The organism is Psychrobacter sp. 4Dc, assembly GCF_002836715.1.
GTDB lineage: Bacteria > Pseudomonadota > Gammaproteobacteria > Pseudomonadales > Moraxellaceae > Psychrobacter.
The window spans coordinates 1-25,836 of sequence record NZ_PJAT01000065.1 but is presented as its reverse complement, the minus strand read 5'-3'; the positions used below and the strand labels follow the sequence as shown (position 1 = coordinate 25,836).

Here is a 25,836-nt window from a genome sequence, read left to right as displayed (position 1 = left end):
TTATTAGCCCTTTGTCAGCTGTGCATTTATCATTCTCAACATGTCTATAGCCATTTTTTTACTTCATCAAGGACCGTATGCACTCTATTAGAAAGTGCCTGCTGTCGTCTGACAGCAAGATATAGCGTTTCGCTAACGGCAACTGGTAAATGATGACTGCTAATCAGCTCAGGCTTCGGATAGGCAGCCACTGCATGTGCTGGCAAAACAGTAAAGCCGATTCCTCTGCTGACGGGCTCTAGTATCAGGCCGATCTGATTCGAAAAGCCCTTTTTCTCAAAGTCATTGATATGCTGGAATTGATCGTAATTGGCGGTCAGTAGCATGCCTGCATGATGGGCGCCATCTGGATGATCGATAAATCCAAGCTCGATAAGCTGCTCCCAGCTAGGCTCTGCTGTAGCCGCAGGAGTTACTAGTATCAATGCTTCTTGCGCCATAGGTTTGCAACTAACCGTTTCATCATCTGAGATATCAGTCATAAAACCAATATCAATCTCGTGATTTGCCAGCGCCCGCTCAATATCAGAATTGGGTGCAAAACGGTAATCAATCACTAGTTTTGGATACTGCTGCTGTAAAGACAAAAGCTGCGGATATAACTTGAGTCCCACACTCCCCGGTGACATCAACCGCACCAATCCTTCATAGGGCGGATCTTCACCGATACGCTGTTCTAAATTTGATAATCGCTGCAATATCTCGCCTGCTTCTTTATAAAGCTGCTCACCTGCATTGGTCAATGAGAACTGCTTTCCTTGTCGAATTAACAAGTCTGTATCTAGCTGCTCCTCTAACTTACTTATGTGTTGGCTCACACCAGACTGCGTCATATATAGACGTTCAGCCGTACGAGTAAAGTGTCCAACTTCGGCAAGCGTACAGAAAGTTCGTAGCCATGTGATATTTATCATTATATTTCATACTTATTTATATAGTATTTGATAATTTTACATAATGACGGTGCATTTGTATACTGGCCTCACGTTAAACAAGAGTACAGCAAACAGGAACACAAGCTATGAACAACGTTTATCCAAGAAGCTTTTCGCACATCGGTCTGTCAGTCCCTGACTTAGATGCCGCCGTAAAATTTTATACTGAAGTGATGGGTTGGTACACCATCATGGAACCAACTGAGATTGTCGAAGATGACAGCCCGATTGGTGAGATGTGTACTGAAGTATTCGGTGCAGGTTGGGGCAGCTTTCGTATCGCTCACCTATCTACTGGTGACCGTATCGGTGTTGAGATTTTTGAATTTAAAAATCAAGAAAACCCTGAAAACAACTTTGAATACTGGAAAACAGGTATCTTTCACTTCTGCGTTCAAGATCCAAATGTTGAAGAACTGGCTGAGCGTATGGTTGCAGCAGGTGGTAAAAAGCGTATGGAAAAACCACGCTACTACTACCCTGGCGAAAAACCTTATCGCATGATCTATATGGAAGACCCGTTCGGTAACATCGTCGAGATATACAGCCATAGCTATGAGCTTATCTATAGCGAAGGCGCATACTAAGTTCAGTATAAATACAGCTTAGTATAAATTTAAGTTAGTATAGAGTTAGCTTATATCTGATTGAAAAACCAATAGCGTACTCATCATCTGAGTGCGCTATTTTTTCGTGCGCTTTCTATGTGCTCCATCTATTGTATAGAATGTGAGCCATGCTACTATTTAGTCAGCTATATATAAAACTATAAACCAACCCATTATCAAGGATGATAAATGACTCAATCTGACATTACTCTAGACATAGACGACCTTCTGGTTATTAGAGAAGACGATAAAGACAGTGGCGTCGTCACGCTCACCTTAAACCAACCCAAACAATTCAATGCCCTGTCCGTTGAAGTACTATCTGCCATGCAAGCAGAACTGGATAATATCGTTCAAGACGATACGATCAGAGTCGTGGTTATTCAAGCGACAGGCAAGGCATTCTGTGCTGGTCATAATCTAAAACAAATGCGCGCGCACACAGATGCAGCATTTCACCGCGCTCTATTCCAGCAATGTAGCAAAATGATGCTTGCCATCAACCATATGCCACAAGTCGTCATTGCAAAAGTACAAGGCATTGCTACCGCTGCAGGATGTCAACTGGTCGCCGCTTGTGACTTAGCCGTTGCCGCTGATAATGCAAAATTTGCTACTTCTGGGATAAACGTTGGACTGTTCTGCTCCACACCTGCTGTAGCCGTCAGCCGTAATCTACCTCGTAAGCAAGCGTTTGAAATGCTAATTACGGGTGAGTTTATCGACGCGCATACTGCCTTGCAATATGGCTTGATCAATCGAGTTGCGCCAGTAGAGCAACTTGATCAGACACTACAGTCACTGATAACAGTAATCACTGCCAAGTCTCCGGTAGCGGTGAGAACTGGCAAAGATATGTTTTATAAGCAGCTGAGCATGAACATCGAAGATGCGTATGATTATGCCAGTGAAATTATGACGGGCAATATGATGGCAGACGATGTGGGCGAAGGGATTGATGCATTTATTGAGAAGCGCCGAGCGGTATGGAAAGGGTGCTAATTCCTATAATAATAATCATTATATTGCTTAGCTGATATCATACAGAATATGCTTAGTTCAGAAAACTAGCATACCGATTTGCATTAATTAAATTTGCTTATTGCCAAGCATAAAAAAGGCCACGATATCATTATCATGGCCTTTTTCATTTCTATTTAATACAGGTGCTATAGGTACTATGAGCAGTCTTTACTCAGCAGCGATAGCGATCATTTCAACCAATAGCTCAGGACGTGCTAAAGCTGACTCACCACAAGCGCGAGCCGGTGGCTGAATACCTTCAAACCACTGGTCATAAACTTCATTCATAGCAGCAAAGTCAGCCATGTCTTTAATCCAAACCGTTACTGATAGTAGCTTTGATTTATCACTACCTACCTCTTCTAGCAACGTTTGAATTTTTTCTAGACAAGTCAATGTTTGCGCTTTGATATCGTCTTCTGCATTACCTACCTGACCACACAAATAGATCGTCTGGTTATGGATTACGGTTTTGCTCATACGTTGATTGCTGTGTAGCTTCTTAATCATGTCTATACCTTTTATTTCTTAATTTAATTCTGTGCTAACTATAGTCAATCCACTATAAAAGCGTTACAGCGTTAACCTCGCTTGAAGTATGACATATACATCTGCACTCGGTTGCCTTGTACCGCTCTTAAATTGGATCAACTATATATCAGATACGCGCTTAGTTAGAAAAACGCTGGACACTAAATGGTGCAAGATCGACCAATGTAGGCTTATCGTGAATCATTTCTTCAACCAGACGCCCTGTCATTGGCCCTAAAGTGAAGCCTTGATGGCTGTGACCAAATGCGAACCATAGTTTGTCATGCTTGTCAGCAGGACCGATTACTGGCTTCATATCAGGCATACAAGGACGAGAGCCTGCCCATGCTTCACTCTCAACCGCATCTTCTAATGGCAAGATTTTTTTAGCAAGCTTCAATACAGTTTTTAACTGACCAAAGTTCTTTGGCGCATTCATCGTGGTCATCTCAGCACCAGTGGTGATACGGATACCCTGCTGCATTGGCCCCATCACAAAGCCTTTGTCCATATCAAACATACTGTGATTGATGGTGTTCTTTTCTGTCACTTTGAAATGCTGATGATAACCGCGCATTGGGAACAACGGCAGATTATAGCCAAGTGGTCTGATCAAATCATTAGACCATGGGCCTGCTGCGATAACCAATTTATCACTATAGTAGGTATCGTTATCAGTGATAATTTTCCAGCCTTCGCCATCTTGAACGATTTCTTTCACATCGCTTTCTTTGATCGTACCCTGCATATCTTGGAAGTTTTTTGCATAAGCTTTCACGAGCGAGCTTGGGTTCGATACTTGCCAAGAGTTTTTCCAATGAATTGCGCCAACAAAACCTTCAAAATTGGCACTAGGCTCCATTGCTTTTAGCGCTTCAAGGTTTAGTACGTTATGCTCAACACCTTGGTTACGTGCATCAATGGCTGCTACTTGCGCTTCTTTGAACGTCTCTTCTGAGCGATGCAATTGCAACCAACCATCACGAGTAATGAGCTCGTCAGCACCAGAAGCGCTAATCATGGTTTGGTGCTCACTGGTACAATGCTCAATCAGCGTCTGCCACTCTGATTCAATTTTTTTGACTGAAGCCGGCGTAGAGTATTTCCAATACTGAAGCAGCGCTTGGTGATAACGCAAAATGGCCGGGATACGATAGCGAATATCGGTCCCTTGGTTTGGCAATACTCTGATCATTTCTGTCAGCTGACGAGGAAAAGGATGTGTATGAATGGCTTCGCGCTGAATCAATCCTGCATTGCCATATGAGGTCTCTGACCCTGGCAATTTTTTGTCTAACAATAATACATTTGAGTTATTTTTTTGTAGATGCCACGCGATTGACGTGCCAACCATACCTGCACCGATAACGATAACTTCGTAGCGCATAACCTATCCTTTTCTTAGGGTGTTAATACAGAGTATCAAATATAAGGGTCTAACCAAATTAGGTGGTAATAGTAACGCATTAGGATAAATTTGAAACCCTTATCTGAGAAATATTTTCGCGTCACATACTTTTGGTTATGGGCTTTTTAAGAAGGTATTTTTGATAGGAATAATACTAGCTTTGAGCAATAATCTAGCAACAAATTTGATGAAAATATTGTCAAATTATCCAATGTTTTTAGTTATAAAACGTTCAAGTATTCGAAAGCTCACTTATCTATATTACTGAATAGCCTTATTAGCTTATGTTTAATTGATTGGATAATCAACTAAACATAGAACATTACCACCAAATGGGATCATCGTCTTCTATCATGGTTCGCCTTGTCGTCTCAACTGTTACCTCGTCCGCAGATAGCTCAGCGATAAAACGTGACGGTTTGTCAAAGTATCCAGAATAACTAGAAAAGTAATTTGGTGCTGTCAGATACAACTGTGTCTTTGCACGACTACAGGCAACATAAAACAGCTTACGCTCTTCTTCTAATGCTTCAAAGTCATCCAAAGAACGATAATGCGGCGTGATGCCATCTACTAAAGAATTCACAAATACTACTGGCCATTCAAGCCCTTTAGCACTATGAATGGTCGAGATAGTGACTTTGTCATTGCTACTGTCTTGCCCGTTATCCGAATTGCCCATCACAGCAACTGAATCATTAGGTGGGTCTAAAGCGAGATTTTCTAAAAAACTATCAAGGCTTGTGTGCTCTGTCGCTAAGTTCTTTAGCACCCGAAAATCTTCGGTACGCTCACGCCAATTTTCTTCAATCAGCTTTAACACTGGAATATAAAACTCAAGAATATGCTCAATAGCTGTCTCGACCGATTCAGCTTGCTGTGCTTTGGTAAGCGCATGATATAGAGGTTCTAGCTGATTGCTCTTTTTTGCAAAAGGCGCGGCCAGTAAGGATTCAAATGCATTATTGTCAGCAGTAATGGCTTGGGTTAAGCGCGTCGCCGTCACTGCACCCACCCCTTTGAACAAGGTCAAAATACGATGCCAAGCAATTGTGTCATTTGGGTTGTAGAGTATTTTGACAAAGGCCAATACGTCTTTGATATGACGTCTTTCAATGAACTTGATACCACCCACGACGATAAAGGGAATGTTGCGCGCCATAAACTCTAGCTGTATGTAATTGGATTGAAATGACGTACGGCATAATACTGCAAAGTCGTTGTAGTCATACTCTGGCTTTAGCGCGACAATCTTATCAGTGATATAGCCCGCTTCTTTTGGCTCATCACTGAGTCGTCGAAATACTGGCTTGTGTCCTTCTATTGGCGCATCAGAATACAGCTGCTTTTGATAGCCTAGCGTGATTTGCGCGGACAACGCATTGATATAGTTTAAAACGGACGGCGAGCTGCGATAATTTTGCTCAAGCTTAATAAGTCTGGCTTGAGGATAGGTCTCACCGAATAGCAAAATGTTTTCATAATTGGCACCGCGAAACGCGTAAATACTTTGATTGTCGTCACCGACTACCATCAGCGATACCGACTCAGGCTCACATATTAAGTCAATTAGCTGCTTTTGCGGAATATTGGTGTCTTGGTATTCATCAACCATAATATAGCGATACTGGTTTTGCAGTAGCTGTCGAAAGGTGTCATTGGTTTTTAAATGACGTACGACTTGGCTGATAATGTCATCAAAATCATATAAGTGATTGGCGCGCTTATACTCATGAAAGTCAACTGCCAGCTGCTCGATAATAGGAATATGTACGGCAATATCTGGGTAGTTACTTTCGATTAAGTCGCGAATATGTATACGTCTATTTCTAGACGTCGAGATGATATTTTGCAGCGTTTTTTTGCGTGGAAAGGCTTGTGACTTGGTCTGAGCAGGATACTTTTTTTCTTTATGCACCAAGTCGATAGCGTCCTCACTATCACCCGTATCCAAAATGGTAAACCTTGGATTGATACCGAGCAGCCCTGAATATTGACGCAGTAACATATTACAAAACGAGTGAAAAGTACCACTAGTGATGCTATTTAATGCTTTATCAGTTGGCAGCTTATCCTCAGCCAGCTCTTCGTCTGATAGTTCTTGATTTGAAAGACTGCTAGCCAGCAAGGACTTAGCTCTATCTTTTATTTCATTTGCAGCTTTACGCGTAAAAGTCAGTAGCAAAATCTCTTTAGGCGACACCCCGTTTTCCAATAGATAACTGGTCCGATAGGTCAAGGTTTTGGTCTTGCCTGAGCCAGCTCCAGCAATGACCAATACTTTGCCCTTGATCGTAGTCGCGGCCATTAACTGATCGGGATTTAGCTCACTGGCATAATCGACCTTTAACCCCAATCCATTATCTAGCCTCTGCTTTAACAACTTAATATTTGTCGTCTCAGCAGTATCAATTAAATTTGCCTCTAGCTTCTTAATAGCCTGCTCAAGTCGAGTCAGTTTAGGCTTCATCTCAAGGAAGTTCTGCGGATATTTATAGTGGCGTGTGTCAAAAATCGAGGTTGTCATTGTCTAAAATTGCCTTACATTTTATTTTGGCGATATTATCAGCGTATGTCTGACTGTTTATAGCTTTAGAATAAGTATGACTTGTTAAACCTAGCAGAGTATATGTGCTGAATTTACGTGCACTTTAAGCCCTTATCTATGCGTGACAGTTTAGCATATTAAAAAATAGGGTTTATTAGCCCACATAAGCTATGTGTCACTCGTATTGATTCGCCTTATTCATTTCTAAGCCCCTAATACAACCTGCTTTTATCATAAAGCTGCTTATCATTATCAGGTAAAAACCTGAGCATATACCGTAACAACCTCACCCCTATTCAGGTAAATTTGCTACAATGTGCCCAATTTTGATTTATCATTTAACCAAACTTTATACCAACTGATTTTATTAATACATTGAGAGAATGTTATGGGTTTTAATTGCGGCATCGTCGGCCTACCAAACGTGGGTAAATCCACCTTGTTTAATGCGTTGACCAAAGCGGGTATCGCCGCTGAAAACTTTCCATTTTGTACCAAAGATCCCAACACGGGTATCGTGCCAGTACCAGACCCACGCCTAAAGCAACTGGCTGATATCGTCAATCCTGAACGCGTTCTACCAACGACCATGGAGTTTGTTGATATCGCAGGTTTGGTCGCAGGCGCGTCGAAAGGCGAAGGCATGGGTAACCAGTTCCTAGCCAACATCCGTGAGACCGATGCAATTGCTCACGTTGTACGCTGTTTTGATGATGACAATGTGGTACACGTTGATGGCCGCGTTAGCCCGATTGATGATATCGAAACCATCAACACTGAACTGGCACTTGCAGATTTAGAAGCTGTTGAGCGCGCAATTCACAACCAAACCAAAAAGGCTAAAGGTGGTGATAAGGACGCGCAAGCATTGCTTGATGTGTTCAAAAAAGTTGAACCATTATTAGCAGAAGGTAAAGCGGCTCGTGCTGCTAACCTAGACGCTGATGAGAAAAAACTGATCAGAAGCTATGGTTTAATTACGCTAAAGCCAACCATGTATATCGCTAACGTCGCTGAAGATGGTTTTGAAAATAACCCATACCTTGACGCTGTTCGTGACTATGCCACTGGTGAAGACTCTATCGTCATCGCCCTATGCAACCAGATCGAATCTGAAATTGCCCAGCTTGATGAAGACGATAAAAAAGACTTCCTAGCTGAAATGGACATGGAAGAAGCCGGTCTTGATCAAGTCATTCGCGGTGGCTATGACTTACTTGATATGCAGACTTACTTTACCGCTGGCGTAAAAGAAGTACGTGCTTGGACTGTCGCTATTGGTGCGACAGCGCCGCAAGCAGCTGGCGTGATTCATACTGATTTTGAGCGCGGATTCATTCGTGCTGAAGTCATTGCGTATGATGACTTTATCGAATACAACGGTGAAAAAGGCGCTGCTGCTGCTGGTAAATCGCGTTTAGAAGGTAAAACTTACATCGTACAAGATGGCGATGTGATGCACTTTAGATTTAACGTGTAACTTTAAATAGTATAGCTTGTTTAAAGTTAATTAGCCGATGTTGGATATTCTCCATCATCGGCTTTATTTTGTCATTATATTGTTATATTATAACATATCTTTATTTTGCTTATTTGAGGAATTATATTATGGCGGCTTATTTTTCTAAACTTGCAGGTATTACTATACTAGGTAGTGTGATGGCTGGCTCTTTACTGGGCTGTCAGCCGAACAACGATACCGATGCAGTGGTATCTGAAGAAGAATCAGTAGACGCTCACGCCAATCATGAACAAGGTCATGAAATGCATGATGATAAAGAGCATGAAGATCACGGCCACGAAGAGCATGCGCACGCAGGTCACGATCATGCAGCTCATGCCAGCAGCAGCACTCCTTTCTCTTGTGAGCCTACTGCTACTATCGGTGTTTCTTATCATAGCGACAGTACACCACAGACAGCGCATTTGCTCATCGACGGTATCGAATACGATTTAACAGCTACTGCTAATAGTGAAACTGATACTGATAAAGGCATCTATGCCAGCGACATTGGGTTAGACAATACCCACGGCATCATATGGCAAGTAAATGGAGACAAAGCCACATTGCTCAATAAGACACTGGACAGCGATGTAGCTATCGACAAAGAAGACGTACTTTTTAACTGTCAAAAGTCTTAATATAGTTAATTCAATATAATTTGAATACAAGCAAGGCGAGTGAAAGCACTACCAATAGTAGGCTAAGCAAAACTGGCACCGTACCCAATTTATAGGGCATCAACTCTAGTCAAAGAAGTCTAAAACAGGTACAAGGCAGCCGACTGCAGATTGTACAAATAGTAGCTCTAAGAAGGGGAACGCCGTAGCCGTTTAGTAGTTCTCTGACTATATAGCTGTACCAAGGGCGCTATTTTGCTATGCTAGAGGCTCCCTTGGTTCCGGATGTTTCAATATGCTAAATAAACCAACTTCCTTGTCGTCCCCTACCACACAATGGTCACATCTTCTCAACTCACAACGTCTTGGTGCTTCCAAAAAATTTAACGCCAATACCAGTACTCGTTCTCAGTTTCACAAAGACTATGACAGACTGGTATTTTCTCACTCTTTTCGCCAGTTAAATCAGAAAACCCAAGTCCATCCATTGACCAATCAGCTCGGTATTCATACACGCCTGACTCACTCGCTAGAAGTCTCTTCTATTGGTCGCTCTTTGGGAATGATGGCCGCCGAAAAAATTCATGACGCACTAAGTAGCGGCCTACCAGCAGGAGTCTCACCTGCAGACGTCGGCGTGATCGTACAAGCAGCTTGTCTCGCTCATGACATTGGCAATCCGCCTTTTGGCCACGCTGGAGAATATGCGATTCGTGATTGGTTTCGGCAGCCTGAACCGCAAGCGATTTTGCAAAACTTAAGCAGCAACGAGCGACTGGATTTACTGGCATACGAGGGCAATGCTCAAGGGTTTCGCCTATTAGCACGTAATGAGCATCATCCTGACAAGGGTGGCATGCGGCTCACCTGTGCCACGCTAGGCGCCTTTATGAAATATCCGTGGTTGGCAACTCACAGTAACAATGTCAATGACAACCATTATAATGTGCAAAAATTCGGCTGCTTTTATAGCGAGGCTTCTCAGTTAGAAGAGTTAGCGGCGTGTTTGCATTTGCCACGCTCGGAGCAACACGATGGCTTTGCGCGCCATCCATTGGCTTACCTGCTAGAAGCAGCAGATGATATCTGTTATGCGCTAATCGATTTAGAAGATGGTATCAATCTGAATATGCTAACCTATGGCGAAGTTGCCACGATATTTTATGAGCTGATTGGTGAGCGTCCAAGCAGCGTAAACTTGCCAGCGCATATGTCTGTCAGACAAAGTCTTGCCTCTCTGCGGGCACGAGCCATGATGCGTTTGGTCAATACAGTTACCGATGCTTTTGTCGCCAACAGTGATGCATTGCTAGCTGGCACGTTGCAAGGTAGCCTATTTGCCCATTGCGATACCAGCGTACAGAATGGTATTAATCAAGCTAAGCAACTGGCACGCGAAAAAATATTCAACCATCCGAGTAAAGTAAGAATGGAGCTGATGGCCAATCAGTGCTTGCATAGCCTATTGAATGCCTTTATGCCACTCGCTTGGACAGGGTCGCAATCTGCTACTATGCAGCCGCCGATGTCTTTTGAGCAGCAACGTCTGTTAAGATTACTACAGCCCCATCTTGACGAACATCGCCGCATCTTGTCTGACGATATCTATCATAATGTCTTAAATATTTTGGATTTTATTACAGGTATGAATGACCATGAAGCTTATCGACTGGCGCAAGAATTGCAGGGTCATTGGGGCACAGTGGTTTAAAAGACCAGTACAGGTTTAGTAAATTAACACGAATGACGTATTTCAGTCGTATTTATGCGTTGAAATGAGTATGATAAACACCTACCGGACAATTTTGAAATATTATGAGCAGTCGCGAACAAAAAAAACTTCAAACTCGGCACGCCTTTTTTAATGCTGTGCTCGATTTATGTATGACAGGGCAATCTTTTAGCTCTATCAGTCTCAGACAAGTAACACGCGAGGTTGGCGTTGTGCCGACTGCGTTTTATCGCCATTTTGATGATATGGAGTCACTCGGGCGCGCTTTGGTCATTGAGGAATTGGGCGGTACGTTAGCCACGTTAAGTGATAGCCTGCAGATTGGGCGCAAACGTAGCTTTGATCGTCAAATCGCAAAAAGTATTCAGCTATTCTTGTATATGGTCAGCGATCAGCCTTATTACTGGCAGTTCTTGGTCAGTGAGCGTTATGGTGGGTCAGAAGCAGTACGAAAAGCCATCAATGAGTTGATTAAGATACATGCTCAAGGGTTGGCAGACGACTTAGCGTTACAGCCAGCGTTTACCCATATCAATGCTTATGACCGTCGCCTATTGGCGGAGGCTGGCGTAAATATGTTCTTTTCTTGGATTATCGATTGGCTAGAGCTGACTTATACAGAAGATCATGATGATGAGATTGATCTAAACGAAATCGAAGAGAACAAACAGCTGATGCTGCATAACTGTACTCGTCAAGCACAGATGCTTTTTTACGGGGCTTATAACTGGAAGTCTAGCGAAGAAACACGCCTAAAAGACTAAATGTCGATCCCAATACTCTCTGCTAAAAGCTCGGATGAAATGCCCATAGTCGCTGTGTCACTACTTTGACTTCCTTGGGCATTTTACCGTCTACCTCACTACTGTTACTCGCCTGATTATTACTAGCAGCCTCACTACTATTAACTACTTGATTATTATCAACGACAGTTTTACTAATCAAAACAGTAGCAAAACGCTCTCTCGCTTGACCGACAGTTGCATTATCAGTCGCTGTGATAAGCGCCATGAATGCTTGGCTATCAACGGCGAGCATGGGTGTTAAAGCCTTTCGCTGCTCATCATTTACACTGCCAAATATCGGTAATTGCCATACTGCATCAATAGACGTCAGCGCCTGCTGTGCACGCATATCTACCAAGGCTTGCATCTGTTGGCTGTTAGCACCATCAATTAGTGCGGCTAACAATACAGGACTGGCAGTATTGATATTAATAGGCACATAATAAGGCACTGCGGTAATATAAGGTCGTAATACGGCTAGAGTTTCAACGCTCACCCCTTTTACTTCTAGTAGCTGATCGATACTGACAAAAGGCTGATTTGACAGAGCATCTGTTGCTACAGCGTTTGACTGCTGCGCATATACCGTACTTTCATCACCACCATCTTGATATACCTCGCCGTCTGCATCTTGCCAATCAAGTATAGCAATAGCGATATCAGGCTCTAGATTTAGTTGCGTGAGTAGTCGTTGGAATACTGCTAAAGCAGTGGTATTGGCCGACCCATCTTGATACAAGTTATTAATGTTAAAACGACCAGACTCATCGCGTAGCTCGATGCTGACACTGTGACTAGCCAATGTATAAGGTGGTATAGGCTGCGCCCAGATATCTTGCGCACTATCCGTATCATTGAGGTTGCTATCAGCGCGAATCATCGTCACTGCTAACTGTTGACCTGCATCGATATCTTGCAGCAACTGATTTTGATCGAATAACAGACCACTACGCCTAATTGCAATTTTTTGGCTAGCAAGCATCGACCCTGCAACCACAGTAATACTCACTACCAATAATAAGATAGTCAGCAGTGCAACACCGCGTTGAGAGTTCGCAGTCATCGACATACATAGCCTTTGTTGTTGAGCAATTGATGCATTTTAACTACTACCTTCTCAATTATTCGTTTCTACATTGCTATTATTGTCACTACCACTACTACTACCGCTGTTGTCATTATTAGCATTATCATTGCTGCTACTATCATCTGTATTATTGGCTGTGCTTTGACTATTGCTAGGCGATATCGGTTGCGGGGCGAGTGCCCATTGCCAAGTGATTGGCATATCTTGGTATGTAAAGCTGACCGCGATTCCTTTCGGTAATAAAACAGCTGTGGGCTTAGTATTCGCTGATTGTCTCACCGCTGTATTTGTACTACTGTTCGCGTCATCGCTTGGAAATCTGCTACTTAGCTCTGGTAGATAAGCTTGCCAGCTTCCTGCTGTGACACCTTCGAGCAATACGCTGTCTAGGCTGACGCTGTCACGCCCGCCTTCCATACTAGTATACTGACGACGTATCAAACGCTCATCCGCAAAAATATATTCGATACGTTGGATGCTATTACTATTCTGATATCTTGGATCAGGATCGGCAAAGCGTACAAAGCTGACATGCTCGCCATCTAAGCTCATAAATGGCTCAGGTGCCATTTTGTTTATTTGCTCGCTTGATTGGGAGCTAGTGTTCGCGTTAGTACTATCGCTTGGACTGTTATTCGCCGCACTGACACTTTGAGTAGTCGGCGCTTGATAAGGGATAATTTGACCCATGTCTTGCTGTAACTGTAAATAAGCGTACTGCAGAACAGCCAGATTGTCAGCATGAAATTGCGCGCGCTCACGGGCACGGTTGACCCCATCAAATACCTGCCAGCCTGCAACGGCTAGCATCGCAAATATTGCCATCGCAACCATTAGCTCAAGCAGTGTAAAACCACGCTGACATCTCACAGACCGCCCCCGGCCTGCTCGCTATTGCCTGTTGTGCTTAGACCACTTAAATCCAAACTGCCCGTATCTTGCTCAGTATTACTTAGCATCACAGTGATATCAGTGACCGATGTGCGCGTCTGTCCATCTATAATAGGCGAAACTTCGATATTTACTTCTTTTAGGGCAGGTGTGATGGCGTCACTGACTGTCATTTCTATTTGCCAATTGCGCCCTTGTGCATTAACGGTTTGGGTGCGGTTGGCTGTCAGCCACGTTTCTTGAATACGTAAATCAGCGGCGGCATTTTGAGCGACGAAGTGAGCAAGCGTACGAGTACGCAATATATCAACTGAGCTCAGATATGCACTACTGGCACGGCTCGCCGCGACTGCTACCACTGCAAAAATAGCCAGAGCAACCATCACTTCGATAAGGGTAAAGCCGCTCTCGCGCCCAGACTTGAGTGATATAGATTTTGGTGACATAGGCTGGCTTGTCATAGGAGGTTTGTATAATTTAGTCACTATAACCCCTGTCCGATTCGCATGCTACCATCTGGCATTATGGTAATCACCTCGCCCACTAAACGCGAATCGTGAAGTACTTCAATGGTGACAGGCGTTGCTTGTCCTGTACCAAACCACAATACCTGCGGTACATTTTGATCGCTAAACCAAGGCTGTAACGTTTGGGTTCGTCCCGTACTCTGTAAACCGCTAGAATCCAAACTTTGAACTCTAATACTCACGCCAGTGGGCAGTTCAGGCAAATTGATATCCGACTCGACTTCCCAACTTGGCGTTGGTTTTTGCTCATCAGTAGAGCCTGATAGACCAGCAACCTCTGCCGACAGCTCCATAGCATTTTTAGGCTGACTGTCGGTGCTATCTGACATCATCTCCGTTGTCTGGTATGCGACATATGGATTTGATAATGTAACGATGACCGGCTCTACCTGCCCCTGCTTATCTGCCTGCATACGCAAACCCATCGGCTGCATACGTTCAGCCGACAATAGGCGAACGTAACTCAATGAATCGGTCAGATGCTCATAAAAAGCGCGGTTTTTGCGGGATTCACTGCTACCGACAGACAAACTCATTATGCCAGCAAATATAGACAAGATAACCACTACCACCACGATTTCTACCAATGTAAAACCAGCCTGTGTCCGACTGTTTATTGATGAGAATGATGATAAGTGATGGATATCAGTTGATATGGAGAAGCAGCTTCGACAACGGTCTGTAGGTCTTATATCTAAGCAGTTTGACTGAGACGTTTGACTAATTAAAGTGAAAGAGCAAGTAGCCGCTGAACTGGACTGAGTCTTGACAGTGACCGGCATATTGCACCTATAAGCCCAATTTTAATTGTCGCAGAATGAGAAAAAGTTTTTGAAGAATATTAAAAGATATATGAATTCGTGCTGCAATAGTAAGCATTACAACACGATTTATTAAAACCAAGAAAGGTTCACAACCCAAAAATTACTTGCTAGTTTATTAATAGTTCCTTTACTAAGAGCTACTTTACCAATAACTACTTTAGTAATTGGTATTACGGTGCTCTTCTGATTCAGTATCGATTTGCTCTACCAGCTCTTGCATATCCTCATCCATGACCTCTTCATCATCAGCAGGATAATGGCTTGGCAACTCTAGCACTTGCTGAACAAAAGCATAACGCAGCGTATCACGGCGACCTAAATAGCGTTGGTAAAAGCTTGAGTTTAAGAGCCCTGCACCGCCCTGACCAATCGCCCAAATAGACGATAGATAATCACGAGTACTCAAATTACTGTGCTCATCTTTTAGGTATGCGCTAATAATATCAATCAAACGCTTCATGCGCTGGCGACGGATATCATATAACTCACCAAACAAACGATTGAGACCAGTCACTGATGCTGCCAAACGCTCTTCGATTTGGTTCAATAGCATGGCTTTTTGCGGGTTGAATAACTGCTGAAAAATCATACGGGCAACGCCTGCTGAGGGGCAGTCATCAATACGGTTAATCTCAAACAATTGCTCTTCGTAACGAATAATAATACGCAGATAAAGCTCATCTTTACTGGAGAAATGCTTGTACAGGGTGCCTTTAGCCAAATCGAGTTGATCTGCCAAACTGTCTAAAGTGATATCACCATCGCCTGACTCAAGTAGCAATTGTTCTGCCATCGCTAAGATGTTCTCTTCTCGTGCCTTGAACTGGTGCTGACGACTCATAATCTCTCCTAAAACATGACAAGATTAAGCATATGACCATCAATTATGTGCGTACATTTGGCAATGAGCGTATAAAACTATACAAGAACTGCTGAAATACCATAAAAGGGATATGCTTATATTTACAAATAGTCATTGATAATCATATAGTTACATTTAGTAAATCAAATACTAAGGGGGATTGAACTATACGACTATCACATAAATGACTGACTGGTCATATCATAACCATTTTAGCGATACTGTGCCAGTAAATTTTCAAAGTTTTTTGCGGTTAATGCTCCGACCTCGTTACTATCACAACCATACATATCTGCGATAAAGCTCGCGACATAAGGTACGTAGGCAGGCTCATTGGGACGACCACGCTTAGGCACAGGCGCCAAATATGGACTGTCGGTCTCAATCAAGATTCTGTCTCTAGGCATGTGCCTTGCAGCATCTTGGATATTTTGGGCACTTTTAAAGCTAACAATGCCTGAGAAGGAAATATAAAATCCTAAATCTAAAGCACGTTTCGCAGTCTCCCAATCTTCAGTGAAGCAATGAATAATGCCATGCTCAGCACCTTCGCTTTTTAAGATATCGATCGTATCTTCTTTTGCATCGCGCATATGTATGACAAGCGGTTTTTTTAGTTGCTGACTGGCATGGATATGACGTGCAAGACTGGCTTGTTGCTCTTTTTTATTTTCTGTAGACCAGTAGTAATCTAGCCCTGTCTCGCCTATTGCCCATACATGGTCTTTATCAGCAGTCTCGATTAAACGCTCAACTGTCGCTGATTTCAGTACATCGATATCTTCACAGGGATGAATACCTACACTCATCCCTAGATTTAGTGTCTCGTCGCTATAGGTGCTCACAATATTGGCAATCTCGTCATATTCTGCAAAATCACACATGATCGCCATCGCACGGGTAACATTAGCAGTTTTCATGGCGTCAATCGCACCAGATAATTTACCATCGTATTTCGTCAAATCTAAACGGTTGAGGTGACAATGAGTATCTGTAAACATAAATAATCTCGTTGTTGAAACTTTCTCAATTAAAAGTCTGGGAATTAAAAATTTAAATCTTATTTGCATTGATTGCTGTGAAGGAAGCTGTTTTCAAGTGGCATCGTATTTCCTACTCTTAAAAACCTATTCACTAATACATGTCCTAATACATGAGACTAATTAAGAGGCACGACTCGCATCACCTCTTCTATGGTTGTCACGCCTTCACTAATACGCTTTGCCCCTGATAGACGTAATGGCTGTAGACCTTCACGATAGGCTTGTTGTTTGAGTACATCTAAATTTGTATCGGCTGCGACCAGCTTTTTTAATTCGTTAGACAATGGCATAATTTCGTATAGGCCGACTCGTCCCTGATAACCAGTATGTCGACAATGCTCGCAGCCTTGAGCCATATAAATTTGTGCTGGGGCAGGCGCACGCCAAGGTTGTACCAACTCCTGCCATTGAATGGCAACCTCGCTATCTGGCACAACGTCTACTGCTTTTTTGCAATGCGGGCATAGCGTACGTAACAAGCGCTGTGCCATTACGCCTAAGATAGTTGCTGATGTCAGAAATGGCTGAATACCCAAATCATGCAAGCGAGTGATTGAACTTGGCGCATCGTTAGTATGTAGTGTCGAGAGCACCAAATGCCCTGTTAATGAGGCTTGTACTGCCATATTGGCTGTTTCGGCATCACGAATCTCCCCTACCATAATGATGTCAGGATCTTGACGCATCAAGGAGCGAATGCCGTCAGCAAAGTTTAAATCGACACCTGGATTCACTTGCATTTGGTTAAATGCAGGTTCAATCATTTCAATAGGATCTTCAATGGTACAGACATTGACTTGTTCAGTCGCTAGCTGCTTGAGGGTACTATACAAGGTCGTGGTTTTACCCGACCCTGTAGGCCCAGTGACCAAAATAATCCCGTTTGGATGAGCAGTCAATTCATGCCACGTTTCAAGCTGCTTGCCGGATAGACCAAGCTGAGCAAAGGAGCGCACCAGTACTTCAGGATCGAACACCCGCATGACCAACTTTTCACCAAACGCGGTTGGCATAGTCGATAAACGAAGCTCTGTCTCTAACCCCTTCGGCGTTCGCGTCTTTAAACGGCCATCTTGCGGCTTACGCTTTTCTGCGACATTTAGCCGTCCTAGAATTTTGATACGTGCGGTTACCGCAACGATGATTGCCAATGGCATCTCATACACCGTATGGAGTACACCATCAATTCGGAAGCGAACCTTACCTGTCTCACGACGTGGCTCTAAATGGATATCACTAGCTCGTTGCTCAAAGGCATATTGCAACAGCCAGTCAACGACTCTAACAATATGCTGGTCATTGGCATCAGGGTTGGTATTGTCACCCAATTGCAATAATGCTTCGACATTGGTCACATCGGCAGCTGCACGCTTATGGACACTATTTGCGCCTGCAATCGCTTGGGTGACTTGATAGAACTCTTGCCGATAGCGTTTGATTTGCTCAGGATTGATATAGACCGTACGATAGCTTTTTGATTTGATCAATTTTTCAATACTTGAGTGCCAGTCAGTATAAAAAGGCTGATCCGTTCCGATAACCACTTCGTCTATAGCGACCTCAATCGGTAAAATATGCTGTGAACGTGCATATTCAAATGACATCAATTGTGTGACTGCAGGGACATCAACTTTTAGAGGGTCAATACGAATGAGAGACATATCTGCTTTAGCCGCCAACCACTGGTTGAGCCAAGCCAAAGTTAATTTATTTTCAGCGCTATTGTCCGTCGCATGGCCATTAGGCAAGCCAAATTCACTAATCGTTAGTAAAGGATGCTGCGCTTTGTCGCGACGGCTAGTGATGACTAGGTTATAGCCGCGTTGGTCAATCACTTTATCTGCCAATAGCTCATCTAGACACCAACGCAAATCAATCACTATCGAGTACTGTTGAGCAGACATATCTCTCTTCTTCTATTATTTTAAAACGTGTTGTTAAAAACGATATCGATGCAAGCCAGCTACACCGTAACCACAGCGATTATCTGTAGCTGTCCTGATTCTATCAACTGAAAACTCACATCAACGGATTTATAACGCATAACAAATGGCATGGCTATCTCTGTCCGACGATAAGCTGGACGCGGGTCTTGGGCAATTAATGCTTTGATAATGCTCATATCTGAGGCTACTAGTTGATTTTGTATACGATGAATCGTAGACGCAACTGTCGTGTTACTCAATCCAGTGTTTGCGTCTTTGATACTTGTATCATTGTTAGCATTACTAGGCCCGCCTGCGCTTACTAGCATCATAAACTGTTCGTTAGCAACATCGGTCACGGTTACGTTTAATAACTCTGGAGCGGTTGGCGCAAATCCATTTTTTATTTGTGTCAGCGCATCACTATAGGCCACATATGGCTTTATATCGATGATTGGCGTGCTATCTATCATATCAGCACCTTTGATAATCAATAACACACGGCCTTGAACTATTTTGACCTGTTCGAGCTTGACAACAGATAGGCCTAGTCCTGAAGGACGATACATACTGCGACTGGCAAACACCCCTATTTTTTGATTACCACCCAATCTTGGTGGGCGTACTTGAGCGCGAAAGCCACTACTGGTTTCATTGTTATTTTTATATCGATAATTATGATGAAACTGCCAACTCACCCATATATGACTAAACTTATCCAAACCATCAAATGCAGCTGGCGTATCATATGGCGCTAACATCTCAATGACACTAGTCAAAGCGACCAGGTTTGGCTGGCGTGGCGCACCAAATTTTTGCGAAAGCGGCGCACGATGATAGCCAATAACAGGAGCTTGATGGTAGTTATCTAACAGGGGGTTCTCATCAAGCATAGACCAACTCCAGTAATACAAAACTGCCCTTATAAAGCAGTTTTGCCAAATGATACAAAATTACTCACTAACGATATTCCATTTTATCATGCTAGACAATCACTGCTAGACGGATTTTTATTTTAAAGTTTGGTATTATGAGCAAGAAATTTGATGAGAGTCATTTACATTTGGGCGATATGACCGTTAATGCTGTCATCGTTGACGCAAATTTACTATGTCTAATGACGTAATAGTTGGCTATATATAAGCTGATAAACCAGCTGTATTACGCTTACTCATCATTTACTCGTTCATAAAAATAGCAGTTTCGACAACGATTAAAAGACTGATACGTTTTTATAATGTTCAATTTAACATTGAAAATTCTGATTTAATACTTATTCAAACTTAACACACAAATAACAACTTATTAACGAGGACTTTATGTCAAAACTTCGCACCGAAACGGTCACAGAGGTTCATCACTGGAATGACTCTCTATTTAGTATCAAAACCACTCGTGACGATGGCTTGCGCTTTCGTAATGGCGAATTTGCGATGATTGGACTTGTTGTTGATGGCAAGCCACTATTACGCGCTTATTCAATTGCTAGCCCTAACTATGAAGATCATTTAGAATTCTTTTCTATTAAAGTTCAAGATGGTCCATTAACTTCGCGCTTGCAACATATCAAAGTAGGTGATGAGCTGTTAGTCAGCAAAAAGCCAACGGGCACACTAGTATTGGACGATCTGCTACCAGGTAAGAACCTTTACATGCTCTCTACTGGTACTGGTCTTGCTCCATTCTTGTCACTAGCACGTGATCCTGAAGTGTATGAACGTTTTGACAAAATCATCTTAGTACATGGCGTACGTCATGTTCATGATTTGGCTTATCGTGAAATGTTTGAAAATGAGCTGCCTAATGATGAAATCTTTGGTGAATGGTATCGCGAAAAATTTATCTATTATCCAACCGTTACGCGTGAAGAGTTTAGAAACCAAGGTCGTGTCACTGATTTGATGAAATCAGGTAAACTGTTCGAAGATATTGGTTTACCGCCAATGAATAAAGATGACGACCGTGTCATGCTTTGTGGCAGCATGCCATTTAATGCTGAGGTTTCTGCTATTTTAGATGATTTTGGCTTGACTGTTTCACCACGTATGGGTGTGCAAGCAGATTACGCAGTTGAGCGTGCCTTTGTCGGCTAGAATGATGCTATTTAGCATCATTAGAATAAATGAAAAATTGTATAAAATAATACTTGACGCATGTAAATAGGCTGCTATAATACGCAGCCTATACAGTCAACACTGTAGCCCAATTAGATAATATTTAGTCAATAACTATTATCACCTAACATGCCAGTGTGATGGAATTGGTAGACATGACGGATTCAAAATCCGTTGCCTTTAAAAGCGTGTCGGTTCGAGTCCGACCACTGGTACCAATACATAGTTCTATACTATCTTATAGAATAGCTAAAGCCCCTGATATCAGGGGCTTTGTTGTATCTGGTGTTCTATACTGTCCTGCTCTATCTATCCCAATCCATGCATCTGATGTACACTACTATGTACACTGGTTTTTAAATGTACATTGGGGTATCAGTCATGGAAGCACGTAAACCTATCAGCTCCGATCGCAGCATCAGTAGTCATAAAGCCGATGACAAAGAATACCTAGTCTCTGTCAGAAACCATCCCATGCTGTATCTCATGGTCAGACCTAATGGCACTAAGTCTTGGGTTTATCGCTACCTGTCCCCTACTCATTCAAAAAACAAACGCATATCGCTTGGCGTGTATCCAAACGTATCGTTCGCTCGTGCCTGTGAAATTTGGCGTGATTATGAAGAGCTACTAAGCCGTAGCATTGACCCCAAAAATCATCGTGAAGAATTAAAAAAATAGTCTTATTAGTAAAACTAAAAACTCTTTTAATCATTTTGCTTGGGAGTATTTTGAAGGATTAGAGAAGACTCAAAAAGGTAATACGCTGATTCGCAAGAAAGGCCGTTTAGAGCTTATATGCTCCTATATTGGTAATGAACCTATTAGCGAAATTGGCTCACCTAGAATGCTCGAAGTGTTACTAGACATCCAAGCTAACTCATTAAATAAAGCTGGCAAGCCCACGGATAAGGCTGAACGCTGTGCTGGCATTGCTAGTGATGTGTTTATCTATGCTGGGGCACGAGGCTTCTGTAGCAGCAATCCTGCGGCGCTTATCAAGAGTCAGTTGGCTAAGTCTAGCTATGGTCATCGTCCTGCCATCACTCATCCTAAAGATTTTGCTAAGCTACTGCGAGCTATTGAAACAATCGTAGGCGATCCAAACACGATTAACTCCCTTAGGCTATTGGCATTACTATTCGTGCGTAACGGTGATCTACGCCGTATGAGATGGGCTGATGTAGAGTTGGCGACTGGTAGATGGCAATTAAAACCATTAAAAGGCCAAGGTAAGGTAAACATGGTCAAAGATCAGGTAGTTCCCCTACCTGATCAAGCCGTAGCTATATTACATAAACAACAAAAAATAAACGGGCATACCGAATATGTCTTCTTTAGTCAGACGGCAAAAAAGCACCAGATCATATCTGAAAATACGGCAAACAAACGCCTCAAGGATTTAGGCTATCAAAACATACATTGTGCTCATGGCTTTAGAGCAACAGCAAAAACACTCTTACAAGAGCAATTAAAGTATCCGCTTGTGCTTGTAGAGATGGCATTGGGTCATACGACTAAGGATCCTAATGGCACGGCATATGGTCGATTTGAATACATTGATGATCGTAGTGATATGATGCAGAAATGGGCAGACTACTTAGATGCGCTGAGAGAAGGTAGAGATACGACAGAGTTTAGAGCAGATGCACAGAATAAAGCTGACTCTACCGCGCAACTGAAAGCATTGATCGATCAGCTGGGAGAGGATAAGGTTTTAGAGCTATTGAAAAACAAAGATTAAGATACTGCTTTCTAAGGAAATTGAACCATATACTATTTACTAAAAACTACAATATCTACTTCATTCTACGAGACGTTTTATCAAGCCTTTATCAAAGACAACCAGCAGCTCTTTAGTATCACTTGTATGTGCCTTGTATTACATGTAAAAGCATCAAGCTACCACGACTAGTCAGAGCCCGGCATTAGCGACCAGCAGATACATCGCAACCAGTGTGAACTACTTGTCAAAGCAGCTCATAGCCAGACGTGTGAGCGCTATGTCATAGATCATATGCATGCTCACCTAACCGAGCATGGGCATGATATCAGCTCTTATATGGTCAGAAGTAACAAAGAAGAACATGGCATCAAAGGCCCTCGTCATAAGCGCTTTGAAAGTAACCACCGACTCACACCATAATAAGTTAGTTTATGACAATGTTTTAGATCAGCAGTTTGATATGCAAAGACCGAATCAAGCTTGAGTCAGTGATAATACTTATATCTGGACAAACGAGGATGAGCTGTACTTAGTAGGAATTAAAGACTTGTACACCAAAGAGCTAGTTAGCTATGCCATCAATAAACGTATGACCGCAGATTTGGTCTGCGGTGCTCTTAATATGGTGATCGAAAACAAACGTCCAAGCAAAGGGCTAATCGTTCACTCTGATAGAGGTGATCAGCACTGCAGCCGTGCGTATCACAAGATTATCAGGCAGCATTAGTTTACAGGCTCAATGAGCGCTAAAGGCAACTGCTTTGACATAATTCTGATTTATAGAAACAATCGATGTCCCTAACTGACCTACCAATAACCATGCTATAGCTATTGGCATCCCTTCACCCACAGCCTACCTAAAAAGTCTTACGCACACTCAGCCAGTATTGCCCATCATCACGGCTTTGAAGTTGGTCCGGTAAACTACCGATAGGAAAAGCTACCTCAGCACTGGCCTGAATGTTTGAGGCACTATCCCAATTGAATCCCACTCCAGCACTGCTTAATCGGCCTGTATTACTACCCGTTAATCCCGTCCATTTATCAGCATTGAGCGTCACATCGGCCGTATCGACAAAGACTTTGGCACCAAGCTGATTGCTTGCATCACTTATGAGCATTTGACGCAGCTCTAAGGTGGCATAATAACCACTTGAGCCTGCCAATACATTAGAGTCATAACCACGGACATTAAATGGCCCACCCCCAATGTACTGTTCTGACGTATCTAAATTATAAGGACTGTATTGGCCGTACACTCCTACATAAGCTTGGGTACCCTTACTGCCGAGATTTTGTAAACGAGAAAGGTTGGCTCCGATGCGATAAAAACTGCCCTGAGTATCAGCGGCTTGCGCATCTAACGCCTTAGCATCATCGTTCTTAAAGTCAACCTGTCCGTAACTGCTAAACACCCCATATTGACTCAGACCACCACCAAAGAGCTGATCATACTGCGACCCGTCTAAACGAGCTGTAATCAGATCGATGTCGCGGTGTTTATAGTACTGGCTGACATTGATGTCATCTTCGAGTTGCTTATAATCATATTGTAATGACACTGACAACTCAGCTGAGTTGCTGAGTAAGACAGGTTGTGACAACCAAACACTGGTTTGAGCCGCACTGCCTTCGGCCCCAATATCCTCAAGCTCATCACCTAGGTCGTAATCTAGATAAGAGTAACTTGCACCTGCACGTGTCCCCATACCTGTAAAGACAAACTCGTAACCAACTCTGCCATAGTTAAGCGCTGACCCTGTGGTCAAACCTTCAACGCTCAGCTGATCACCCAGTCCGGCAAGATTATTGGCTGCGATACCTGCGGTTAGTCTGGCTTCGTTGGTGTACTCGTTACCAAAGTTATCTGCACCCACATAGCCTGTCACTAAAGGGGTGTTCTGCACGTCAATGTTCAACTGGCTACTGCCCGTGGTGGTGCCAGGCATTAGTACATTACGAGTGGTGACACCGTTCAGACGATTGAGCCCTTTGAGCTGCTGCTGCATCTGTTGCTGTTCGATATGGCTACCAGGTGTTAGAGGTGCAACCGTGGCATCAAGCAGCCAGTCTTGCGTTCGACTTTGATTGTTTATTTGGGTCTGATCATACACGGCTTCTAGGACAGCAATGCGTACCACACCGTCACTCAGTGTTTGCTGTGGTAAGTACGCTTGGCTATAGATATAACCTTGGCTTTGATAGAAGTCAGTAATGCGCTGGGCCAAGGCTTGAAGACTGGCCAGACTCATACGTTGACCTTCGGCATCGGTAACAAGTGCGTGTAGTTGGGCAGTACTAAACTGGCGATTGCCTTCAATGGTAATCTTCTGTACGGGTATCTGTAAAGTGGAGTCTGTTGTACTTGGGATAGATTGTGTGCGTTCAACATCGACAGCAGTTTGTGGTAGCGCAAAGACAGGCGGTTGCTGCTGCTGTAGCAACTGGCCTGAATTAGGTACGGGCGCTGCGTGACTCATGGTACTCATAAGCATAGAACAAGCCGTGATGGATAAAGCAAGGGTGCTGTATTGATAATGTGATTTCATGGATTAACGCACTCCAGTTAGCGTAGTAAGGCCAGTCAAATTAACACCGCCATTGATGACGTCTATGGCTGCTATGGTAAGGCTAGAAGCGACAGGTCGTGCCTGTACTTGTCTGGTTGGTAGGGCTTGCAGATAATCAGTTGGCGTTAAAGTATAAATATCCGCACGTGCTGTCGCTGTGGTATTGATCAAGTCATAGTTTGCCGCATCCGCACCGCTCAAACTGATCCCTGTGATATTGACGGTTTTATCAACGCCGACAAGCGAATTCTCAAATTGTCCAGTAGCAGAGCCGACCGTTAACTCATCTGTACCAAATATGCCGTCGAACTGTGCAGATTGTGTGTTTAGAGTGGCGTTGGTGCTGGTGTCGAAGATACGGTTGTCTGCTGTGATACCACTGACTTGTTTAATCTGTGCTTTGGCGATGTCTAAGCTGCCATCGATAAAGGTGAGATCGTAGTTGTTGTCGGTACCGCTAGCGGTGCTGGTATAGCTGCCGGCATTGGTGCCAGTTGTTCCTGCGCTCACTTGAGCTAAGACGGATTCGGTTTCACCATTGACAAGACCGGTGGCGCTAAAGCCAGTCACACTTTG

The 25,836-nt window shown here is 43.2% G+C and carries 23 protein-coding genes, 1 tRNA gene and 1 pseudogene; 11 read left to right on the top strand and 14 right to left on the bottom strand.

The window, feature by feature from the left end; genetic code table 11:
• Positions 1 to 44 precede the first annotated feature (44 nt).
• Positions 45 to 914 carry a LysR family transcriptional regulator gene (locus CXF61_RS03505; protein WP_165597162.1) on the bottom strand — a complete coding sequence of 290 codons (870 nt, stop codon included), beginning with the start codon at positions 912 to 914 and terminating at the stop codon, positions 45 to 47.
• A 107-nt stretch (positions 915 to 1,021) separates the two neighbouring features.
• Here CXF61_RS03505 and CXF61_RS03500 point away from each other — a divergent pair, with 107 nt between their 5' ends.
• Entirely contained in the window at positions 1,022 to 1,522 is a 501-nt protein-coding gene (locus tag CXF61_RS03500; RefSeq protein WP_101205448.1) for a lactoylglutathione lyase family protein, read from the top strand.
• 210 nt (positions 1,523 to 1,732) lie between these two features.
• The gene (locus CXF61_RS03495) at positions 1,733 to 2,545 is read left to right on the top strand and encodes an enoyl-CoA hydratase (protein ID WP_165597161.1); all 813 of its coding nucleotides are present in this window, start codon (positions 1,733 to 1,735) and stop codon (positions 2,543 to 2,545) included.
• 189 nt (positions 2,546 to 2,734) lie between these two features.
• On the opposite strand, the gene CXF61_RS03490 is transcribed toward CXF61_RS03495, so the two are convergent.
• The 3 genes from CXF61_RS03490 to CXF61_RS03480 form a co-directional block, all read right to left on the bottom strand.
• The gene (locus tag CXF61_RS03490) at positions 2,735 to 3,073 is read right to left on the bottom strand and encodes a RidA family protein (protein WP_055124581.1); all 339 of its coding nucleotides are present in this window, start codon (positions 3,071 to 3,073) and stop codon (positions 2,735 to 2,737) included.
• A 163-nt stretch (positions 3,074 to 3,236) separates the two neighbouring features.
• Complete coding sequence (locus tag CXF61_RS03485; protein WP_165597160.1) at positions 3,237 to 4,484, bottom strand: NAD(P)/FAD-dependent oxidoreductase; 1,248 nt, start codon at positions 4,482 to 4,484, stop codon at positions 3,237 to 3,239.
• A 343-nt stretch (positions 4,485 to 4,827) separates the two neighbouring features.
• Positions 4,828 to 7,032 carry an ATP-dependent helicase gene (locus tag CXF61_RS03480; protein ID WP_165597159.1) on the bottom strand — a complete coding sequence of 735 codons (2,205 nt, stop codon included), beginning with the start codon at positions 7,030 to 7,032 and terminating at the stop codon, positions 4,828 to 4,830.
• A gap of 409 nt (positions 7,033 to 7,441) precedes the next feature.
• Here CXF61_RS03480 and ychF point away from each other — a divergent pair, with 409 nt between their 5' ends.
• From ychF to CXF61_RS03460, 4 genes are all read left to right on the top strand, one after another.
• Positions 7,442 to 8,533: a redox-regulated ATPase YchF gene (gene ychF, locus CXF61_RS03475; RefSeq protein ID WP_101205452.1), complete on the top strand. Its 1,092-nt coding sequence runs from the start codon at positions 7,442 to 7,444 to the stop codon at positions 8,531 to 8,533.
• Between the two features lie 128 nt (positions 8,534 to 8,661).
• Entirely contained in the window at positions 8,662 to 9,195 is a 534-nt protein-coding gene (locus CXF61_RS03470; RefSeq protein ID WP_165597158.1) for a hypothetical protein, read from the top strand.
• Positions 9,196 to 9,469: 274 nt separating this feature from the next.
• Positions 9,470 to 10,885, top strand: coding sequence for a deoxyguanosinetriphosphate triphosphohydrolase (locus tag CXF61_RS03465; protein WP_165597157.1), 1,416 nt, complete (start codon positions 9,470 to 9,472; stop codon positions 10,883 to 10,885).
• Between the two features lie 104 nt (positions 10,886 to 10,989).
• On the top strand, positions 10,990 to 11,670 hold the full coding sequence (locus CXF61_RS03460; protein WP_057759356.1) for a TetR family transcriptional regulator: 681 nt from the start codon (positions 10,990 to 10,992) through the stop codon (positions 11,668 to 11,670).
• A gap of 22 nt (positions 11,671 to 11,692) precedes the next feature.
• Here CXF61_RS03460 and gspK read toward each other — a convergent pair whose 3' ends face one another.
• The 8 genes from gspK to tsaA all read right to left on the bottom strand — a co-directional run bounded on the left by gspK (position 11,693) and on the right by tsaA (position 19,743).
• Entirely contained in the window at positions 11,693 to 12,754 is a 1,062-nt protein-coding gene (gene gspK / locus CXF61_RS03455) for a type II secretion system minor pseudopilin GspK (RefSeq protein WP_165597156.1), read from the bottom strand.
• Positions 12,755 to 12,808: 54 nt separating this feature from the next.
• A complete protein-coding gene (gene gspJ, locus CXF61_RS03450) occupies positions 12,809 to 13,648 on the bottom strand; it encodes a type II secretion system minor pseudopilin GspJ (RefSeq protein ID WP_165597155.1) in 840 nt (279 codons plus the stop codon).
• Positions 13,645 to 14,115, bottom strand: a complete 471-nt coding sequence (gene gspI / locus CXF61_RS03445) for a type II secretion system minor pseudopilin GspI (protein WP_227526585.1) — start codon at positions 14,113 to 14,115, stop codon at positions 13,645 to 13,647. The genes gspJ and gspI overlap by 4 nt, the downstream gene beginning before the upstream one ends.
• 38 nt (positions 14,116 to 14,153) lie before the next feature.
• Positions 14,154 to 14,978, bottom strand: coding sequence for a prepilin-type N-terminal cleavage/methylation domain-containing protein (locus tag CXF61_RS03440; protein WP_165597153.1), 825 nt, complete (start codon positions 14,976 to 14,978; stop codon positions 14,154 to 14,156).
• 199 nt (positions 14,979 to 15,177) lie between these two features.
• Complete coding sequence (locus tag CXF61_RS03435; RefSeq protein ID WP_057759351.1) at positions 15,178 to 15,861, bottom strand: TetR/AcrR family transcriptional regulator; 684 nt, start codon at positions 15,859 to 15,861, stop codon at positions 15,178 to 15,180.
• A gap of 233 nt (positions 15,862 to 16,094) precedes the next feature.
• Complete coding sequence (locus tag CXF61_RS03430) at positions 16,095 to 16,883, bottom strand: TatD family hydrolase (RefSeq protein WP_165597152.1); 789 nt, start codon at positions 16,881 to 16,883, stop codon at positions 16,095 to 16,097.
• A gap of 158 nt (positions 16,884 to 17,041) precedes the next feature.
• Positions 17,042 to 18,829 (bottom strand): type IV pilus assembly ATPase TfpB, encoded by a 1,788-nt coding sequence (locus CXF61_RS03425; RefSeq protein WP_165597151.1) that lies wholly within the window; start codon positions 18,827 to 18,829, stop codon positions 17,042 to 17,044.
• 59 nt (positions 18,830 to 18,888) lie between these two features.
• A complete protein-coding gene (tsaA, locus tag CXF61_RS03420) occupies positions 18,889 to 19,743 on the bottom strand; it encodes a tRNA (N6-threonylcarbamoyladenosine(37)-N6)-methyltransferase TrmO (protein ID WP_165597150.1) in 855 nt (284 codons plus the stop codon).
• A 426-nt stretch (positions 19,744 to 20,169) separates the two neighbouring features.
• Here tsaA and CXF61_RS03415 point away from each other — a divergent pair, with 426 nt between their 5' ends.
• The 5 genes and pseudogenes from CXF61_RS03415 to CXF61_RS03400 form a co-directional block, all read left to right on the top strand.
• A complete protein-coding gene (locus tag CXF61_RS03415) occupies positions 20,170 to 20,943 on the top strand; it encodes a ferredoxin--NADP reductase (RefSeq protein WP_101205461.1) in 774 nt (257 codons plus the stop codon).
• Positions 20,944 to 21,095: 152 nt separating this feature from the next.
• Positions 21,096 to 21,182, top strand: a tRNA-Leu gene (locus CXF61_RS03410).
• A 163-nt stretch (positions 21,183 to 21,345) separates the two neighbouring features.
• Entirely contained in the window at positions 21,346 to 21,645 is a 300-nt protein-coding gene (locus tag CXF61_RS14125) for an Arm DNA-binding domain-containing protein (RefSeq protein ID WP_227526584.1), read from the top strand.
• A gap of 4 nt (positions 21,646 to 21,649) precedes the next feature.
• The gene (locus CXF61_RS03405) at positions 21,650 to 22,708 is read left to right on the top strand and encodes a tyrosine-type recombinase/integrase (RefSeq protein WP_413775322.1); all 1,059 of its coding nucleotides are present in this window, start codon (positions 21,650 to 21,652) and stop codon (positions 22,706 to 22,708) included.
• 84 nt (positions 22,709 to 22,792) lie between these two features.
• A pseudogene (locus tag CXF61_RS03400) lies at positions 22,793 to 23,414 on the top strand (IS3 family transposase); the annotation flags it as partial.
• A gap of 133 nt (positions 23,415 to 23,547) precedes the next feature.
• Here CXF61_RS03400 and CXF61_RS03395 read toward each other — a convergent pair.
• Together CXF61_RS03395 and CXF61_RS14025 are read right to left on the bottom strand one after the other, a co-directional pair.
• Complete coding sequence (locus CXF61_RS03395; RefSeq protein ID WP_165597149.1) at positions 23,548 to 25,239, bottom strand: ShlB/FhaC/HecB family hemolysin secretion/activation protein; 1,692 nt, start codon at positions 25,237 to 25,239, stop codon at positions 23,548 to 23,550.
• A gap of 3 nt (positions 25,240 to 25,242) precedes the next feature.
• On the bottom strand, positions 25,243 to 25,836 hold a 594-nt coding region (locus tag CXF61_RS14025), incomplete at its 5' end, for a YDG domain-containing protein (RefSeq protein ID WP_227526582.1).

Coding starts and splice junctions, on each gene's coding strand:
- CXF61_RS03430 (WP_165597152.1), bottom strand. CDS start 16,883: ATGTTTACAGATACTCATTGTCACCTCAACCGTTTAGATTTGACGAAA.
- gspI (WP_227526585.1), bottom strand. CDS start 14,115: ATGTCACCAAAATCTATATCACTCAAGTCTGGGCGCGAGAGCGGCTTT.
- CXF61_RS03440 (WP_165597153.1), bottom strand. CDS start 14,978: ATGCCGGTCACTGTCAAGACTCAGTCCAGTTCAGCGGCTACTTGCTCT.
- CXF61_RS03415 (WP_101205461.1), top strand. CDS start 20,170: ATGTCAAAACTTCGCACCGAAACGGTCACAGAGGTTCATCACTGGAAT.
- ychF (WP_101205452.1), top strand. CDS start 7,442: ATGGGTTTTAATTGCGGCATCGTCGGCCTACCAAACGTGGGTAAATCC.
- CXF61_RS03505 (WP_165597162.1), bottom strand. CDS start 914: ATGATAAATATCACATGGCTACGAACTTTCTGTACGCTTGCCGAAGTT.
- CXF61_RS03470 (WP_165597158.1), top strand. CDS start 8,662: ATGGCGGCTTATTTTTCTAAACTTGCAGGTATTACTATACTAGGTAGT.
- tsaA (WP_165597150.1), bottom strand. CDS start 19,743: ATGCTTGATGAGAACCCCCTGTTAGATAACTACCATCAAGCTCCTGTT.
- CXF61_RS03495 (WP_165597161.1), top strand. CDS start 1,733: ATGACTCAATCTGACATTACTCTAGACATAGACGACCTTCTGGTTATT.
- CXF61_RS03435 (WP_057759351.1), bottom strand. CDS start 15,861: ATGAGTCGTCAGCACCAGTTCAAGGCACGAGAAGAGAACATCTTAGCG.
- CXF61_RS14125 (WP_227526584.1), top strand. CDS start 21,346: ATGGAAGCACGTAAACCTATCAGCTCCGATCGCAGCATCAGTAGTCAT.
- CXF61_RS03395 (WP_165597149.1), bottom strand. CDS start 25,239: ATGAAATCACATTATCAATACAGCACCCTTGCTTTATCCATCACGGCT.
- CXF61_RS03425 (WP_165597151.1), bottom strand. CDS start 18,829: ATGTCTGCTCAACAGTACTCGATAGTGATTGATTTGCGTTGGTGTCTA.
- CXF61_RS03465 (WP_165597157.1), top strand. CDS start 9,470: ATGCTAAATAAACCAACTTCCTTGTCGTCCCCTACCACACAATGGTCA.
- CXF61_RS03480 (WP_165597159.1), bottom strand. CDS start 7,032: ATGACAACCTCGATTTTTGACACACGCCACTATAAATATCCGCAGAAC.
- CXF61_RS03500 (WP_101205448.1), top strand. CDS start 1,022: ATGAACAACGTTTATCCAAGAAGCTTTTCGCACATCGGTCTGTCAGTC.
- CXF61_RS03485 (WP_165597160.1), bottom strand. CDS start 4,484: ATGCGCTACGAAGTTATCGTTATCGGTGCAGGTATGGTTGGCACGTCA.
- CXF61_RS03460 (WP_057759356.1), top strand. CDS start 10,990: ATGAGCAGTCGCGAACAAAAAAAACTTCAAACTCGGCACGCCTTTTTT.
- gspK (WP_165597156.1), bottom strand. CDS start 12,754: ATGACTGCGAACTCTCAACGCGGTGTTGCACTGCTGACTATCTTATTA.